15 protein-coding genes are annotated in these 14,359 nt (G+C 55.9%); 11 read left to right on the top strand and 4 right to left on the bottom strand.

Annotated elements, in window-relative coordinates; translation table 11 throughout:
* Positions 1-63: 63 nt before the first annotated feature.
* The 3 genes from JY391_RS18395 to JY391_RS18385 all read left to right on the top strand — a co-directional run bounded on the left by JY391_RS18395 (position 64) and on the right by JY391_RS18385 (position 2,586).
* Complete coding sequence (locus JY391_RS18395; RefSeq protein ID WP_042290286.1) at positions 64-924, top strand: small-conductance mechanosensitive channel MscS; 861 nt, start codon at positions 64-66, stop codon at positions 922-924.
* A gap of 189 nt (positions 925-1,113) precedes the next feature.
* On the top strand, positions 1,114-1,749 hold the full coding sequence (gene argO, locus JY391_RS18390; protein ID WP_060570776.1) for an arginine exporter ArgO: 636 nt from the start codon (positions 1,114-1,116) through the stop codon (positions 1,747-1,749).
* Between the two features lie 93 nt (positions 1,750-1,842).
* Complete coding sequence (locus JY391_RS18385) at positions 1,843-2,586, top strand: oxidative stress defense protein (protein WP_042290281.1); 744 nt, start codon at positions 1,843-1,845, stop codon at positions 2,584-2,586.
* Positions 2,587-2,637: 51 nt separating this feature from the next.
* Here the strand turns inward: JY391_RS18385 and ettA are convergent, their stop codons facing one another.
* On the bottom strand, positions 2,638-4,305 hold the full coding sequence (gene ettA / locus JY391_RS18380) for an energy-dependent translational throttle protein EttA (protein ID WP_042290279.1): 1,668 nt from the start codon (positions 4,303-4,305) through the stop codon (positions 2,638-2,640).
* Positions 4,306-4,517: 212 nt separating this feature from the next.
* Here ettA and sltY point away from each other — a divergent pair, with 212 nt between their 5' ends.
* A complete protein-coding gene (gene sltY / locus JY391_RS18375; protein WP_211934793.1) occupies positions 4,518-6,455 on the top strand; it encodes a murein transglycosylase in 1,938 nt (645 codons plus the stop codon).
* 56 nt (positions 6,456-6,511) lie between these two features.
* Complete coding sequence (gene trpR / locus JY391_RS18370) at positions 6,512-6,838, top strand: trp operon repressor (RefSeq protein ID WP_042290272.1); 327 nt, start codon at positions 6,512-6,514, stop codon at positions 6,836-6,838.
* A gap of 16 nt (positions 6,839-6,854) precedes the next feature.
* On the opposite strand, the gene yjjX is transcribed toward trpR, so the two are convergent.
* Positions 6,855-7,367: an inosine/xanthosine triphosphatase gene (gene yjjX, locus JY391_RS18365; protein ID WP_042290268.1), complete on the bottom strand. Its 513-nt coding sequence runs from the start codon at positions 7,365-7,367 to the stop codon at positions 6,855-6,857.
* Between the two features lie 70 nt (positions 7,368-7,437).
* Between yjjX and gpmB the strand changes: the two genes are divergently transcribed.
* The gene (gpmB, locus tag JY391_RS18360) at positions 7,438-8,085 is read left to right on the top strand and encodes a 2,3-diphosphoglycerate-dependent phosphoglycerate mutase GpmB (RefSeq protein WP_042290266.1); all 648 of its coding nucleotides are present in this window, start codon (positions 7,438-7,440) and stop codon (positions 8,083-8,085) included.
* Here the strand turns inward: gpmB and robA are convergent.
* Complete coding sequence (gene robA, locus JY391_RS18355) at positions 8,082-8,951, bottom strand: MDR efflux pump AcrAB transcriptional activator RobA (protein ID WP_211934792.1); 870 nt, start codon at positions 8,949-8,951, stop codon at positions 8,082-8,084. The genes gpmB and robA overlap by 4 nt on opposite strands.
* A 211-nt stretch (positions 8,952-9,162) precedes the next feature.
* Here robA and creA point away from each other — a divergent pair, with 211 nt between their 5' ends.
* Genes creA through creD form a run of 4 tightly spaced genes read left to right on the top strand, consistent with a single transcriptional unit; the run spans position 9,163 to position 13,177 of the window.
* Positions 9,163-9,636 (top strand): protein CreA, encoded by a 474-nt coding sequence (gene creA, locus JY391_RS18350; RefSeq protein WP_211934791.1) that lies wholly within the window; start codon positions 9,163-9,165, stop codon positions 9,634-9,636.
* 12 nt (positions 9,637-9,648) lie between these two features.
* Positions 9,649-10,338: a two-component system response regulator CreB gene (creB, locus tag JY391_RS18345; protein WP_042290262.1), complete on the top strand. Its 690-nt coding sequence runs from the start codon at positions 9,649-9,651 to the stop codon at positions 10,336-10,338.
* Positions 10,338-11,762, top strand: a complete 1,425-nt coding sequence (gene creC / locus JY391_RS18340; RefSeq protein ID WP_211934790.1) for a two-component system sensor histidine kinase CreC — start codon at positions 10,338-10,340, stop codon at positions 11,760-11,762. Before creB ends, creC begins: the two co-directional genes overlap by 1 nt.
* A 59-nt stretch (positions 11,763-11,821) precedes the next feature.
* The gene (gene creD / locus JY391_RS18335) at positions 11,822-13,177 is read left to right on the top strand and encodes a cell envelope integrity protein CreD (protein WP_211934789.1); all 1,356 of its coding nucleotides are present in this window, start codon (positions 11,822-11,824) and stop codon (positions 13,175-13,177) included.
* A 68-nt stretch (positions 13,178-13,245) separates the two neighbouring features.
* On the opposite strand, the gene arcA is transcribed toward creD, so the two are convergent.
* Complete coding sequence (gene arcA / locus JY391_RS18330) at positions 13,246-13,962, bottom strand: two-component system response regulator ArcA (protein WP_001194359.1); 717 nt, start codon at positions 13,960-13,962, stop codon at positions 13,246-13,248.
* Between the two features lie 95 nt (positions 13,963-14,057).
* On the opposite strand from arcA, the gene yjjY reads away from it, so the two are divergent.
* Positions 14,058-14,198, top strand: a complete 141-nt coding sequence (yjjY, locus tag JY391_RS18325; protein WP_001541509.1) for a YjjY family protein — start codon at positions 14,058-14,060, stop codon at positions 14,196-14,198.
* Positions 14,199-14,359 lie beyond the last annotated feature (161 nt).

The following is a 14,359-nucleotide window of genomic DNA, read 5'->3' as shown; positions in this document are numbered from 1 at the left end:
TAAGAGGTTATTTCGTGAGATTGATCTCATTTGCTCTTTTTTGTCATGACCAAGGAACATCGAATGGAAGATTTGAATGTTGTCGACAGCATTAACGGCGCGGGGACCTGGCTGGTCCGTAATCAGGCGTTGCTGCTGAGCTATGCCGTCAACATCGTTGCGGCTATCGCCATTATCATCATCGGGATGATTGTGGCGCGTATCGTCTCGAACACGGTAAACCGTCTGATGCTGGCGCGCCATATTGACGCCACCGTTGCCGACTTCCTCTCTGCGCTGGTGCGTTATGGCATTATCGCCTTCACGCTGATTGCTGCGCTGGGGCGCGTTGGCGTACAAACCGCCTCGGTTATCGCCGTTCTCGGCGCCGCCGGTTTAGCTGTCGGTCTGGCGCTGCAGGGCTCGTTGTCAAACCTTGCCGCAGGCGTGCTGCTGGTGATGTTCCGTCCATTCCGTGCGGGTGAATATGTCGATCTTGGCGGCGTGGCGGGGACAGTGCTGAACGTGCAGATTTTCTCTACCACTATGCGCACCATCGACGGCAAAATCGTGGTGATCCCGAACGGCAAAATCATCGCGGGCAATATTATTAACTTCTCCCGCGAGCCGGTCCGCCGGAATGAATTTATTATTGGCGTGGCTTACGATTCGGATATCGATCAGGTGAAGAAAATCCTGACCGGGATTATCGAATCCGATGAGCGTATTCTGAAAGACCGCGAAATGACGGTGCGACTGAACGAACTGGGCGCGTCCTCGATTAATTTTGTGGTGCGCGTGTGGAGTAAAAGCGGCGACCTGCAAAATGTCTACTGGGACGTACTGGAGCGGATTAAGCGCGAGTTTGACGCCGCGGGTATCAGCTTCCCGTATCCGCAAATGGACGTTAATTTTAAACGTGTAAAAGAACATACGGCAGAGTAAAACGTGCCCGGTGGCGCTAACGCTTACCGGGCCTGTCAGTCTCCAGGCCGGCGCAGGCGTTAGCCGCCATTCGGCAATTTCCCCTCTTGCTATTACCCTTTCTTATACCCGATTAAAATTTTCAATTATCGCTAATAATCTTCCCGCGCTATAGTTTTGCCATAGCGACTTTCTTCAGGAATATTTGACGTGATATCGTATTATTTTCAAGGGCTTGCTCTGGGCGCGGCCATGATCTTACCCCTGGGCCCGCAAAATGCTTTTGTCATGAATCAGGGGATTCGCCGCCAGTATCACATCATGATTGCGTTCCTGTGCGCGGTGAGCGATCTGCTGCTGATTTGTGCCGGGATCTTCGGCGGAAGCGCGCTGCTGATGCAGTCGCCATGGCTGCTGGCGCTGGTGACCTGGGGCGGTGTGGCCTTCCTGCTGTGGTATGGCTTTGGCGCCTTAAGGACGGCCATGAGCAGCAATCTGGCGCTGGCCAGCGCGGAGGTGATGAAACAGGGGCGCTGGAAAATCATCGCCACAATGCTGGCGGTAACCTGGCTGAATCCGCATGTGTATCTGGATACCTTTGTGGTGTTGGGCAGCCTCGGCGGGCAGCTGGCGGTAGAGCCAAAACGTTGGTTCGCGCTTGGCACCGTTAGCGCTTCCTTCTTATGGTTCTTTGGTCTCGCATTGCTGGCGGCGTGGCTCGCGCCGCGTCTGCGTACGGCGAAAGCGCAGCGAATTATCAACACGTTGGTCGGCCTGATAATGTGGTTTATCGCTTTCCAGTTAGCAAAGGAAGGGGTCGCACACGTGCACGCTTTGTTCATCTAAGCGTTGTCTGATGGACATTGGGGCGTTTCGCGCTAAGCTTGCCTGCATGCGCCCTGAAACCCAGGGCAACCTACGTAACAAGGAGGAACGACTGTGAAGTTCAAAGTGATGGCCCTGGCGGCATTAGTTGGTTTAAGTGCACTGTCGGCGCAGGCGAGCGAATTGCCTGACGGACCGCACATCGTGACTTCCGGAACGGCAAGCGTGGATGCAGTGCCTGATATCGCCACTCTGGCCATCGAGGTTAACGTGGCGGCGAAAGACGCGGCGACGGCGAAGAAGCAGGCCGATGAGCGTGTTGCGCAGTATCTCTCTTTCCTGGAGCAAAACCAGATTGCGAAAAAAGACATCAGTTCCGCCAATCTGCGTACCCAGCCCGACTACGACTATCAGAACGGCAAAAGCATTCTGAAAGGCTACCGCGCGGTGCGTACCGTGGAAGTCACTTTGCGTCAGTTAGACAAACTTAACTCGCTGCTGGATGGCGCGTTGAAAGCGGGACTGAACGAAATTCGCTCCGTGTCGTTAGGCGTGGCGCAGCCGAATGCATATAAAGATAAAGCGCGTAAAGCGGCGATTGACGATGCGATCCATCAGGCGCAGGCGCTGGCGGCAGGCTTTAACAGCAAGCTGGGGCCGGTTTACAGCGTGCGTTACCATGTATCAAACTATCAGCCAAGCCCGATGGTACGGATGATGAAAGCCGATGCGGCGCCGGCTTCCGCGCAGGAGACCTACGAGCAGGCGACCATTCAGTTTGACGATCAGGTTGATGTGGTGTTCCAACTGGAACCTGCGGCAGGACAACAGCAGGCAACGGCGGCGAAAGCGCACTAATCCCTGTAGCCGGATAAGGCCTTGCGGCGTCTTATCCGGCACACTGACTGATTACTTCGCAATACGTTTATACTTGATACGCTTCGGCTCCAGCGCATCGGCGCCCAGCGTGCGTTTCTTGTACTCTTCGTATTCGGTGAAGTTCCCTTCGAAGAACTCCACTTTCCCTTCATCCTGATAATCCAGAATATGGGTCGCGATACGGTCCAGGAACCAACGGTCGTGCGAGATAACCATGGCGCAGCCCGGGAACTCCAGCAGGGCGTTTTCTAATGCACGCAGGGTTTCGATGTCCAGGTCGTTGGTCGGTTCATCGAGCAGCAGCATGTTGCCGCCAACCTGCAGCAGCTTCGCCAGGTGCAGACGACCGCGCTCACCGCCGGACAGTTCGCCCACGCGTTTGCCCTGATCGACGCCCTTGAAGTTAAAGCGACCTACGTAGGCGCGGCTTGGCATCTCGGTGTTGCCGATACGCATGATATCCAGTCCGCCGGACACTTCTTCCCACACGGTTTTGCTGTTATCCATTGCGTCACGGAACTGGTCAACGGACGCCAGCTTGACGGTTTCACCCAGCGTGATGGTGCCGCTGTCAGGCTGTTCCTGACCGGACATCATGCGGAACAGGGTGGATTTCCCCGCGCCGTTCGGACCGATGATCCCGACAATAGCGCCTTTCGGTACGGAGAAGCTCAGATCGTCGATCAGGACGCGATCGCCGTAGGATTTACGCAGGTTGCTCACTTCCACGACCTTATCGCCCAGGCGCGGTCCCGGTGGAATGAACAGTTCGTTGGTTTCGTTACGTTTCTGGTATTCGGTATTGTTCAGCTCTTCAAAGCGCGCAAGACGGGCTTTGCCTTTAGACTGACGGCCTTTCGCGCCCTGACGCACCCACTCCAGCTCTTTCTCAATTGACTTGCGACGGGCCGCTTCCTGAGAGGCTTCCTGCGCCAGACGCTGATCTTTCTGCTCCAGCCAGGAGGAGTAGTTGCCTTCCCACGGAATACCTTCACCGCGGTCCAGCTCAAGGATCCAGCCCGCGACGTTATCGAGGAAGTAACGGTCGTGGGTAATCGCCACCACGGTGCCTTCAAAGTCGTGCAGGAAGCGCTCCAGCCAGGCTACGGACTCGGCGTCCAGGTGGTTCGTCGGTTCGTCGAGCAGCAGCATGTCTGGTTTTTCCAGCAGCAGGCGGCACAGCGCGACGCGGCGGCGTTCACCACCGGAAAGGTTCGCGACTTTGGCGTCCCAGTCCGGCAGGCGCAGGGCGTCTGCGGCGCGTTCAAGTTGGACGTTCAGGTTATGCCCGTCATGCGCCTGGATAATCTCTTCCAGCTTGCCCTGTTCAGCGGCCAGTTTGTCAAAGTCGGCATCCGGATCGGCATACAGCGCATACACTTCGTCCAGACGTTTCAGCGCGCCGACCACTTCGGCCACGGCTTCTTCGATGGATTCACGGACGGTATGCTCAGGATTCAACTGCGGTTCCTGCGGCAGATAGCCGATTTTAATGCCCGGCTGCGGGCGTGCTTCACCCTCAATGTCGGTATCAATGCCCGCCATGATGCGTAGCAGAGTGGACTTACCGGCGCCATTAAGACCCAGCACGCCGATTTTTGCTCCGGGGAAGAAGCTCAGAGAGATGTTCTTAAGAATGTGACGTTTCGGCGGAACAACTTTGCCGACACGATGCATGGTATAAACGAATTGGGCCACTTTGGACTCGCCTCTTTCTCTGTCGTGATGAGTAATCGTAGTTAAAGGCGAAGTGTAGCCTTTTTCCCTCCCTAAGCCCAGCCAGCAGATCGTACTCTCAGTAAAAGTAAAAAAGTGTTCGTGACGTGGCGTAAACGGCAATGACTGGTTAGCATAAAACCATCAGGCGGCATGATGCTGCACAGAAATAATGACAAACAGAGGACGAGCTTGTGGACAAAGCCAAATCATTCACCTGGCGTTTTATTGCCGCCAGCGTATGCCTGCTTGCGGTAAGCCAGGCGGCGCGAGCCGACTCCCTGGACGAACAGCGTATCCTTTATGCGCAGATTAAGCAGGCCTGGGATAACCGGCAAATGGACGTGGTGGAACAGATGATGCCGGGCCTGAAGAATTATCCGCTGTACCCCTACCTGGAATACCGCCAGATTACAGACGATCTCATGAACCAGCCGACCATCACGGTGACCCGTTTTGTGCGCGCCAACCCAACGCTGCCCCCGGCCCGCACGCTGCAGTCGCGCTTTGTCAATGAACTGGCGCGACGTGAAGACTGGCGCGGGCTGTTAGCCTTCAGCCCTGATAAACCGAGAACCACTGAAGCTCAGTGTAATTACTATTACGCCAGGTGGAGCACCGGGCAAACGGAAGAGGCCTGGCAGGGGGCGAAAGAACTCTGGCTGACGGGAAAAAGCCAGCCGAACGCCTGCGATAAATTGTTCAGCGTCTGGCGCGCATCGGGAACCCAGGATCCGCTGGCTTACCTGGAGCGGATCCGCCTGGCGATGAAAGCGGGCAATACCGGGCTGGTGACGGTACTGGCGGGGCAGATGCCCGCTGACTACCAGACTATCGCCTCATCCATTATCTCGCTGGCTAACGATCCCAATACTGTACTGACCTTCGCCCGTACCACCGGCGCGACGGATTTCACCCGTCAGATGGCTGCCGTCGCCTTTGCCAGCGTCGCTCGCCAGGACGCCGAGAACGCGCGGCTGATGATCCCGTCGCTGGCGCAGGCGCAGCAGCTTAATGAAGAACAAACCCAGGAACTGCGTGACATCGTCGCCTGGCGACTGATGGGGAATGACGTCACTGACGAGCAGGCAAAATGGCGCGACGATGCGATCATGCGCTCGCAGTCCACTACGCTTGTGGAGCGGCGTGTGCGGATGGCGCTGGGAACCGGCGATCGTCGCGGGCTGAATACCTGGCTTGCGCGGCTGCCGATGGACGCGAAAGAGAAAGATGAGTGGCGCTACTGGCAGGCGGATTTACTGCTGGAGCGTGGGCGTGAAGCTGAAGCCAAAGAGATCCTCCATGCGCTGATGCAGCAGCGTGGCTTCTACCCGATGGTGGCCGCCCAACGTCTGGGGGAAGAGTATGTTCTGAAAATCGACAAAGCCCCGGCGAATGTCGACAACGACCTGACCCGTGGACCCGAAATGGCGCGGGTGCGCGAGCTGATGTACTGGAATCTGGATAACACGGCGCGCAGCGAGTGGGCGAATCTGGTAACCAGTCGGAGCAAAACCGAACAGGCGCAGCTGGCACGCTACGCCTTTAACAATCACTGGTGGGATCTGAGCGTGCAGGCGACGATCGCCGGCAAGCTGTGGGATCATCTGGAAGAACGTTTCCCGCTGGCTTACAACGATCTGTTTGCCCGCTATACCCGTGGTAAAGACATCCCGCAGAGCTATGCGATGGCGATAGCGCGCCAGGAGAGCGCCTGGAACCCGAAGGTGAAATCGCCGGTGGGCGCTAGTGGCCTGATGCAGATCATGCCGGGCACGGCGACGCATACGGTGAAGATGTTCTCGATTCCCGGCTACAACAGCCAGAGCCAGTTGCTCGAACCGGAAACCAATATCAATATCGGCACGCACTATCTCCAGTATGTGTACGAGCAGTTTGGCAATAACCGCATCTTCGCTTCGGCAGCTTACAATGCCGGACCGGGCCGCGTGCGGACCTGGCTTGGCAACAGCGCCGGACGTATTGATGCCGTGGCGTTTGTCGAAAGCATTCCGTTTTCGGAAACCCGCGGTTACGTGAAGAACGTGCTGGCTTACGACGCGTACTACCGCCATTTCATGGGGCAGAAAGAGACGCTGATGAGCGATTCTGAGTGGCAGAGACGTTATTAATCAGCCGGGTTATGTTATGATTTGTACTCGTGTAAGAGTACAAATGGCGGCATAACATGACCCAGCATTCCCCTTATTCATCGGCGATGGCCGAACAACGTCATCAGGAGTGGCTTCGTTTTGTGGAGTTGCTCCGCCAGTCTTATACAGAAGATTTGCATCTGCCGCTGCTGCAGCTGATGCTGACGCCGGACGAGCGCGAAGCGCTGGGCACCCGCGTGCGAATTATTGAAGAACTTTTACGCGGCGAGATGAGCCAGCGTGAACTGAAAAACGAGCTGGGAGCGGGCATTGCGACGATCACCCGCGGCTCAAACAGCCTGAAATCCGCTCCGGTCGAACTGCGCCAGTGGCTGGAGCAGGTGCTGCTGAAAGACGCCTGAACCGGCCCAGAGACTATCAATACACTGCGTTGTGAAACGGGCTGAGCGCCAGAATCACCGCCTGATGATAGACGCTGGCGCGGGTCAGTTTGCCGGCGGTAAACACACCAATTGCGCCTTCTTTTCGGCCTATTTCATCGATGCCGGTATAAAGCGACATCACCGGACCGAGCGCTTCTCCCTGACGCACTTTTTCGAGGATCGCGGCAGGCAGGGGCAGCGTAGCGGAACGCGCTTCACCGCGCTGGCTGCCGTTATCAATCACGACCCAGCTAAAGGTGGCGTCGTCATCAATACCCGCTTCAATCGCCACCCAGAAGTCGGCGTCTGGCCGCGCGCGACGCGCATTGTCTACTCGATTTCGTGCGCCAGCACGCGTTTCAGCACTTCCGAAGGGTTGTTCCGGCACGCCGCTCTCGACGGCAACGGACTCGATATGGCAGGATCCTTCGCCGAAGATCTCCTCAAATGCCTTTAGAATTGCCTGAATTTTGGCAGGATTGGTTGTTGCTGAGACGACATGGTGCATAATTAAGCTCGGTTTAAAAAATTTATCGCAGTCTGCTCAAATTATTTTGAGTATATAACGGAAAAAAAGCATGTTACAGGTATACCTTGTTCGCCACGGTGAAACGCAGTGGAACGCCGAGCGACGCATTCAAGGCCAGTCAGACAGTCCACTGACCGCTAAAGGTGAACAGCAGGCCATGCAGGTCGGTGAGCGCGCGAAAACCCTCGGCATCACCCACATTATCAGTAGCGATTTAGGGCGCACCCGCCGCACCGCAGAAATTATCGCCCAGGCATGTGGCTGCGATATCCGCTTTGACGCCCGGCTGCGCGAACTGGACATGGGCGTGCTGGAAAAACGTCATATTGATTCCCTGACCGAAGAAGAAGAAAACTGGCGTCGCCAGTTGGTCAACGGGACGGTGGATGGACGTATCCCCGATGGCGAATCGATGCAGGAACTGGGCGTCCGGGTGAATGCCGCGCTCGCATCGTGCCTTGAGCTGCCGCAGGGGAGCCGTCCACTGCTGGTGAGTCACGGTATCGCGCTGGGTTGCCTGGTGAGCACCATTCTCGGTCTGCCCGCCTGGGCGGAGCGTCGTCTGCGCCTGCGCAACTGTTCGATTTCGCGGGTGGATTATCAGGAAAGCCTGTGGCTGGCGCCGGGCTGGGTCGTGGAAACGGCAGGGGACGTGTCACATCTGGACGCCCCTGCGCTGGATGAACTGCAGCGTTAACGGCGAATCGGAATCAGGAATTCGCAGCGCAGATTGATGGGGCGGTCACCGGCTTTGGCATCTTCGGCCGGGTAGTACCGCTCGATATCCTGACCTTTGCGGCGCGTCAGATTCAGCATCGGCATACAGGTGCCGTAAACTGTCAGAATAAATTCCTGAACGCCAGTGCCCAGACCTTCATAGGTAAACATCACATATTCGCCGCCGTGTAACTGCACTGGCTGCGCCGACTGCACGTAGCCGTTCGCCTGCTCAGGCGTGAGCGCGGTGGTATAAAACACCTCCTGCTCGTCGTCTTTTTCCAGGCTCGGACGCGTTTCGTTCAGGCCGTACAGCACCGGGGGAATCGCTGGGGCGTGGCCGAGGAAATCGCGCCAGAACTGGACGCGCATTTCATGGCGGAAGTCAGAAATTTGTTCAAGCGAGCAGGAATAACTCTGGGTGACGCCAACCAGCTGCGTCTCTTCCAGAGTGACGAACTTATGCTCAGGTAGGGCAAACTCGCCCAGGCGCAAAGGCGGGCGAATACCGAACGCGCTCCATTCCGGCGAACGGCGGTACAGCGCAGGCGTCTGGGAAAATTGTTTTTTAAAGGCGCGGGTGAACGTTTGTTGAGAGTCGAAGCGGTATTGCAGGGCAATATCCAGGATCGGGCGCGCCGTCAGGCGAAGGGCCACAGCGGATTTCGACAAACGCCGCGCGCGGATGTACGCGCCAATGGCGTGGCCCGTGACGTCCTTAAACATTCTTTGCAGATGCCACTTGGAATACCCTGCTTTTGCCGCCACATTGTCAAGCGACAGAGGTTGGTCCAGGTGACCTTCCAGCCAGACTAAAAGGTCGCGAATAATGCCGGCCTGATCCATAAAATTTCCTCATCCTTTCAACTACGAGCACCTGACATCAGGTACCTGGATAATAGCATTTTTTGCTGTTTTAGCATTCAGTGTTTTTTTTGCGTATAAATGCTTTTTCCGGACTTATTAACGCGGGATTATTGTAATCCTGTGATCTACAAACAGTTTATTCTACAATGCCGAATAATTACGCAGCGTAATGTTTAATAATGGTAACAATATGAAATATAAGAGCTTAGTACTTTCCTCACTTCTGCTGCTGTTGGGGCAAACGGCGCAGGCCGAGCAGATTGGTTCTGTCGATACGGTATTCAAAATATTTGGCCCGGATCATAAAATTGTCGTGGAGGCCTTTGACGATCCCGACGTGAAAAATGTGACCTGCTACGTCAGTCGCGCCAAAACCGGGGGAATTAAAGGCGGGTTAGGGCTGGCCGAAGATACCTCCGACGCGGCGATATCCTGTCAGCAGGTGGGGCCGATTGAGCTTGGCGAAAGAATCAAAAACGGCAAAGCGCAGGGCGAAGTGGTATTTAAAAAACGCACTTCTCTGGTCTTCAAGTCTTTACAGGTTGTGCGCTTTTATGACGCCAAACGCAACGCGTTGGCGTATCTGGCCTACTCGGACAAGGTGGTCGAGGGGTCGCCAAAAAACGCCATTAGCGCGGTGCCGATCATGCCGTGGCGACAGTAACAAGGAAGCATTATGCAGCAGGTTTCGGTCTGGCTGGTGGAAGATGAACAGGGCATTGCGGATACCCTGATTTACATGCTCCAGCAGGAAGGTTTTCGCGTTGAAGCCTTTGAGCGCGGCTTGCCCGCGCTGGAAAAATCGCGGCAGCGTTGTCCGGATGTCGCGATTCTTGACGTCGGCCTACCGGATATCAGCGGCTTTGAACTGTGCCGACGCCTGCTGGAACGGTATCCGGCCTTACCGGTTCTCTTTCTGACGGCGCGCAGTGATGAAGTCGATCGCCTGTTAGGCCTGGAAATCGGCGCGGATGACTATGTGGCGAAACCTTTCTCGCCGCGGGAAGTGTGCGCCCGGGTGCGAACGCTGCTACGCCGGGTGAAAAAATTCTCCACGCCATCTCCCGTCGTCACTATTGGTCATTTTGAACTGAATGAACTGGCCGCCGGGATTGCCTGGTTTGGCACGCCGCTGACGCTCACGCGCTATGAGTTTTTACTGCTGAAAACGTTGCTACAGTCACCCGGACGGGTTTACTCGCGCCAGCAACTGATGGATATCGTTTGGGCCGATGCGCAGGATACTTTTGACCGCACGGTCGATACGCATATCAAAACGCTGCGCGCTAAATTACGCGCGATTAATCCGGATCTTTCGCCTATCAATACGCATCGCGGGATGGGCTACAGCCTGAGGAGCCTCTGATGCGCATTGGCATGCGTCTGCTGCTCGGTTACTTCCTGATTGTCGCCGTTGCCGCCTGGTTTGTACTGTCGATTTTCGTGCAGGAAATCAAACCGGGCGTCCGACGCGCAACCGAGGGAACGTTGATTGACACCGCGACGCTGTTGGCGGCGCTGGCGCGCGACGATCTTCTGTCTGGCGATCCGGCGCGCGGCCAGCTGGCGCAGGCGTTCACGCTGCTGCACGATCGCCCCTTTCGCGCCAATATCAGCGGTATCTATAAAGTGCGTAACGAGTACCACGTCTACATGACCGATGCGCAGGGCAAAGTGGTGTTCGACTCTGCGAATAAGGCCGTTGGGCAGGACTATTCGCGCTGGAACGACGTCTGGTTAACCCTGCGCGGACAATACGGCGCGCGCAGTACCCCACAGGATCCCGCGGACCCGGAAAGTTCGGTTATGTATGTCGCGGCGCCGGTGCTGGACGACGGTAAAATCATTGGCGTACTGAGCGTGGGTAAGCCAAATGCGGCGATGGCGCCGGTCATTAAACGCAGTGAACGGCGGATCCTCTGGGCGAGCGCGATCCTGCTCGGTATTGCGTTGGTGATTGGCGCGGGTATGGTCTGGTGGATTAACCGCTCGATCGCCCGCCTGACACGCTATGCGGATTCGGTGACGGAAAATCAGCCAATGCCGCTGCCGGCGTTGGGAAGCAGTGAGTTGCGCAAGCTGGCGCAGGCGCTGGAGAGTATGCGTCTGAAGCTGGAAGGGAAGAATTACATCGAACAGTATGTCTACGCGTTGACCCATGAGCTAAAAAGTCCGCTGGCGGCGATCCGCGGCGCGGCGGAAATCCTGCGCGAAGGCCCGCCTCCGGACATCGTGCAGCGTTTCACCGACAACATTCTCAGCCAGAATGCGCGGATGCAGGTGCTGGTTGAAACGCTGCTGCGCCAGGCGCGGCTGGAGAACCGTCAGGAAATTACACTCTCGCCGGTGGCGGTTGACGCGCTGTTTGCGCACGTCAGCGAGGCGCGCGCCATCCAGCTCGCCACAAAGAAGATCGCACTGGAGATGATGCCATCGACATTGACCGTTGCGGCGGAGCCCGCTTTGCTGGAGCAGGCGCTGGGCAATTTGCTCGATAACGCCATTGATTTTACTCCCGAGGGGGGAACCATTACCCTGAGCGCGCGGGCGCAGGCTGATCGGGTCACGCTGACGGTTACCGATACCGGGACGGGGATCCCGGACTTTGCGCTGCCGCGTATCTTCGAGCGGTTTTATTCGCTGCCGCGCGAAAACGGGCATAAAAGCAGTGGCCTGGGGCTGGCGTTCGTCAGCGAGGTCGCGCGTTTGTTAAAAGGGAATGTTGAACTGCGTAACCGTCCGCAAGGCGGTGTGGAGGCCTCGCTCACACTTCACCGTCACTTCACATAACTTCAACATCTCCCCACATAGCGGACTTACTCTTGCGGGTATTGCAAAAGGAGAACGCTATGTTGAAATCCCCCCTGTTCTGGAAAGTCGTCACCTTAGGTGGCGCGATCGTGTTACTGCTGATCCCGCTGATGATGGTCCGGCAGATTATTGTTGAACGCGCTGATTATCGCGATACGGTGGAGGATGCCATTCGGCAGAGCACCAGTGGCCCGCAAAAAGTGGTGGGGCCATTGATTGCAGTACCCGTCAGCGAACTGTACACGGTGATGGAAGATGACAAAAAAGTAGAGCGCACCCGCAGTTTTATCCACTTCTGGCTACCGGAGTCGCTGATGGTGGAAGGCAATCAGAATGTCGAAGCACGCAAGGTAGGCATTTACCAGGGGCAGGTCTGGCATACCGACCTGGCGATCAACGCGAAGTTTGACGTTGCGCGCCTGAATGCGCTGAACAAGCCCTCGATTAGCCTGGGGAAACCGTTTATTGTGATGGGCGTCGGCGACGCGCGGGGGATTGGTGCAGTGAAAGCGCCGACGGTCAATGGCATCCCACTCGCCGTCGAGCCGGGGACGGGGTTAACCGGGAGTGGGGCGGGGATCCACATTCCCCTGCCGGATGAACAGTGGGCGACGCGCGACCTGAACCTGGCGATGTCGCTAAACTTAAGCGGAACCGGCTCTTTTTCAGTGGTGCCCATCGGGCGCAGCAGTGAAATGACGCTCACCAGCAACTGGCCGCATCCGAATTTCCTCGGTGATTTCCTGCCGGGTAAACGTGAAATCAGCCCGTCCGGGTTTCAGGCCCAGTGGCAAAGCAGCTGGTTTGCCAACAATCTCGGCGAAGAGTTTGTCGCTACGCAAAAAGACGGTTGGTACAGTTTGCCTTCGTTCAGCGTCGCCGTTGCGACACCCGCCGATCAATATCAGTTAACGGACAGAGCGACAAAATATGCGCTTTTGCTGATCAGTCTCACGTTCATGGCGTTCTTTGTCTTCGAAACGCTGACCGGAAAACGGCTTCATCCCATGCAGTATCTGCTGGTGGGGCTTTCGTTGGTCATGTTTTACCTGCTGCTGTTGGCGCTGTCCGAACACATTGGCTTTACGCCAGCGTGGATAGCGGCGAGTCTGGTCGGGGCGATGATGAATGGCGTCTATTTGCAGGCGGTGTTGAAAGGCTGGCGTATCAGTATCGTTTTCACGCTGGCTTTACTGTTGCTTGATGGGGTGATGTGGGTGCTGCTGCGCTCCGAGGATAGCGCGCTGCTGTTGGGGACGGCGGTACTGCTTTTGGCGCTGGGCGGGGTGATGTTCCTGACACGCCATCTGGACTGGTATACGTTTTCCCGTGCAAAGCCTGTGCCGCCGGTGACGCCAGATAATCAGGACGACGCATTGCGTCTCTGGAAATAAAGAGTTTTTCTTCCCGCTATAAAAAACGGCGCACAAAGCGCCGTTTTTCAATGACGGTGGTAACCCGTTTAGTCCTGCAGATCGCCGCAGAAACGGTAACCTTCACCGTGAATGGTGGCGATGATTTCAGGGGTGTCCGGCGTGGATTCGAAATGCTTACGAATACGGCGGATAGTCACGTCAACGGTACGGTCATGCGGCTTCAGCTCGCGACCGGTCATTTTTTTCAGCAGTTCTGCGCGAGACTGGATCTTGCCTGGATTCTCACAGAAGTGCAGCATCGCGCGGAACTCGCTGCGCGGCAGTTTGTACTGCTCGCCATCAGGGCCGATCAGAGAACGGCTGTTGATGTCCAGTTCCCAACCGTTGAACTTATAGCTTTCAACGCTACGACGTTCTTCGCTGACAGTACCCAGGTTCATGGTACGGGACAGCAGGTTACGGGCACGGATAGTCAGTTCGCGCGGGTTAAACGGTTTGGTGATGTAATCGTCCGCACCGATTTCGAGGCCGAGGATTTTGTCGACTTCGTTATCGCGGCCCGTCAGGAACATCAGCGCAACGTTCGCCTGTTCGCGCAGTTCACGCGCCAGCAGAAGGCCGTTTTTCCCTGGCAGGTTGATATCCATGATCACCAGGTTGATGTCATATTCAGAGAGGATCTGATGCATTTCCGCGCCATCTGTCGCTTCGAATACATCATAGCCTTCCGCTTCGAAAATACTTTTCAACGTGTTGCGTGTTACCAACTCGTCTTCAACGATAAGAATGTGCGGGGTCTGCATGTTTGATACCTAAATTGCCAACTAAATCGAAACAGGAAGTACAAAAGTCCCTGACCTGCCTGATGCATGTCGCAAATTAACATGATCGGCGTAACATGACTAAAGTACGTAATTGCGTTCTTGATGCACTTTCCATCAACGTCAACAACATCATTAGCTTGGTCGTGGGTACTTTCCCTCTGGACCCGACAGTGTCAAAAACGGCTGTCATCCTAACCATTTTAACAGCAACATAACAGGCTAAGACGTACCGGACACCCAATAAAACTACGCTTCGTTGACATATATCAAGTTCAATTGTAGCACGTTAACAGTTTGATGAAATCATCGTATCCAAATGCTAGCGTTCATCACAAATTTGCAATAATCCAACTAGTTGCACAGGAAAACTAATTAA

Source organism: Citrobacter sedlakii (assembly GCF_018128425.1).
GTDB classification, from domain to species: domain Bacteria; phylum Pseudomonadota; class Gammaproteobacteria; order Enterobacterales; family Enterobacteriaceae; genus Citrobacter_A; species Citrobacter_A sedlakii.
The sequence above is the reverse complement of the archived record's forward strand: the minus strand, read 5'-3'. Positions and strand labels throughout refer to the sequence as shown.

Bases quoted from the DNA above. Each gene is read 5' to 3' on its own strand.
- JY391_RS18395 (WP_042290286.1), top strand. From the start codon at position 64: ATGGAAGATTTGAATGTTGTCGACAGCATTAACGGCGCGGGGACCTGG.
- trpR (WP_042290272.1), top strand. From the start codon at position 6,512: ATGACCCAGCATTCCCCTTATTCATCGGCGATGGCCGAACAACGTCAT.
- yjjX (WP_042290268.1), bottom strand. From the start codon at position 7,367: ATGCACCATGTCGTCTCAGCAACAACCAATCCTGCCAAAATTCAGGCA.
- gpmB (WP_042290266.1), top strand. From the start codon at position 7,438: ATGTTACAGGTATACCTTGTTCGCCACGGTGAAACGCAGTGGAACGCC.
- robA (WP_211934792.1), bottom strand. From the start codon at position 8,951: ATGGATCAGGCCGGCATTATTCGCGACCTTTTAGTCTGGCTGGAAGGT.
- creA (WP_211934791.1), top strand. From the start codon at position 9,163: ATGAAATATAAGAGCTTAGTACTTTCCTCACTTCTGCTGCTGTTGGGG.
- creB (WP_042290262.1), top strand. From the start codon at position 9,649: ATGCAGCAGGTTTCGGTCTGGCTGGTGGAAGATGAACAGGGCATTGCG.
- creC (WP_211934790.1), top strand. From the start codon at position 10,338: ATGCGCATTGGCATGCGTCTGCTGCTCGGTTACTTCCTGATTGTCGCC.
- creD (WP_211934789.1), top strand. From the start codon at position 11,822: ATGTTGAAATCCCCCCTGTTCTGGAAAGTCGTCACCTTAGGTGGCGCG.
- arcA (WP_001194359.1), bottom strand. From the start codon at position 13,962: ATGCAGACCCCGCACATTCTTATCGTTGAAGACGAGTTGGTAACACGC.
- yjjY (WP_001541509.1), top strand. From the start codon at position 14,058: ATGACTAAAGTACGTAATTGCGTTCTTGATGCACTTTCCATCAACGTC.